At 70.0% G+C, this 1,191-nt stretch carries 2 protein-coding genes; both read left to right on the plus strand.

The annotated features are described in order from the left end of the window. Positions 1-448 (plus strand): Bug family tripartite tricarboxylate transporter substrate binding protein (locus tag AC1DOC_RS34390; protein WP_478131671.1); only part of this gene is annotated, 448 nt, incomplete at its 5' end. Between the two features lie 35 nt (positions 449-483). After that, a partial coding sequence (locus AC1DOC_RS34395) for a tripartite tricarboxylate transporter substrate-binding protein (RefSeq protein ID WP_478131672.1) occupies positions 484-1,191 on the plus strand: 708 nt, incomplete at its 3' end.

The following is a 1,191-nucleotide window of genomic DNA, read 5'->3' on the forward strand; positions in this document are numbered from 1 at the left end:
GCTCAAGATGGTGCACGTGCCCTACCGCGGCTCCACGCCCGCGCGGCAGGACCTGATGGGCGGCACCGTGCCCGTGTACTTCGACACCGTCGGCGGCGCGCAGCAGATGCTGCCCACGGGCCGCGCGAAGGTGCTGGCCACCAGCGGCGAGAAGCGCTCGCCGCTCATGCCCAACCTGCCCTGCTTCGTCGAGGCCGGCTACAAGGACGTGGTGGCCACCGCCTGGTTTGCCTACTATGCGCCGCTCAAGACGCCGCAGCCCGTCATCGACAAGCTGCGCGCCGAATTCACCCGCGCCGTCAACGCCCGCGAGGTGCGCCAGCTGCTGCTGCAGAACGGCATGTACCCGATCGCCGACGGCAGCGAGGCGCTGCTCAAGACCATGCGCGAGGACACCGCGCGCTGGGCGGGCATCATGAAGGCCGTGAATTTCCAGGCTACCGACTGAACAACCGAACGAACGAACCGAGGAGGAACCCCCACATGCCCAAGACCGCCCCCATCACCCGCCGCCTTGCCGCGCTGCTTGCCGCAGCCGGCTTCATGGCGTCCATCGCCGCCGTGCCCGCCAGCGCGGGCGCACAGGCGCTCGACAGCCCGCTGCACATCGTCGTCGGCTACGCGCCCGGCGGCGCCACCGACCGCGTGGCGCGCATCGTGGGCGACAAGCTCGGCGCGAGGCTGGGCGTGCCGGTGGTCGTCGACAACAAGCCCGGCGCCGGCGGCCGCCTGGCCGCGCAGCAGGCCAGGAACACGCCTGCCAGCCAGAACGTGCTGATGCTCGCCAACCCGGCCGTGATGGTGGTGGCGCCGCTCGTCTTCAAGGACAACAACTACGACCCCGAGCGCGACTTCGTGCCCGTGTCGCACGTCAACAGCTACAACTTCGCGCTGTCGGTGTCGCCCACGCTGCCGGTGCGCGAACTCAACCACCTGCTGGCGTGGATGCGCGCCAACCCCAACCAGGCCAACGTGGGCGTGCCGGCCACCGGCAGCCTGCCGCACTTCTTCGGACTCATGGTGGGCGAGAAGGCCAAGGTGCAGACGCAGGTGATCGGCTACCGCGGCTCGGCCCCGCTGCTGAACGACCTGATCGGCGGCCAGGTGCCCATCTCGGTCGACACCGAGGACGTGGTGCTGCCGCTGCACGACACCGGCAAGCTGCGCATCCTGGCGATCTCGGGCGACAAG

The organism is Variovorax sp. 01T439_2, from assembly GCF_056398445.1.